1 pseudogene is annotated in these 255 nt (G+C 67.1%); it reads right to left on the bottom strand.

Features of this window, described 5'->3' with window-relative positions:
• Nucleotides 1-182, bottom strand: a pseudogene (locus tag ACSNOK_RS35145) (HNH endonuclease); the annotation flags it as partial.
• Between the last annotated feature and the right edge of the window lie 73 nt (nt 183-255).

Genomic DNA, 255 nt, shown 5'->3' with positions numbered 1-255 from the left:
ACATAAGCGACCCGGGCAGCCTGCGTGTGGCGACCTTCCCAATACACGAAGCCGTATCCGAAGTCATGACGACTCGCCGCCATCCAGGGCCAGCACACGGCATCGCCGCCGCTGCGGTCGATCTTCCGCCAGAACTCCGCCTCGAGTGCCTTTCGTGCCAGCTCTTTCAGGTCGCCGCTCATCACCCTCCACCCGCCGGGAGGCGGTGGAGTCAAGGTTCGCACCGCGTGGGGGCCAGGCCGGTCCCGATGGAGG

It is taken from the genome of Streptomyces sp. URMC 126 (assembly GCF_051386555.1).
GTDB lineage: Bacteria > Actinomycetota > Actinomycetes > Streptomycetales > Streptomycetaceae > Streptomyces.
The sequence above is the reverse complement of the archived record's forward strand: the minus strand, read 5'-3'. Positions and strand labels throughout refer to the sequence as shown.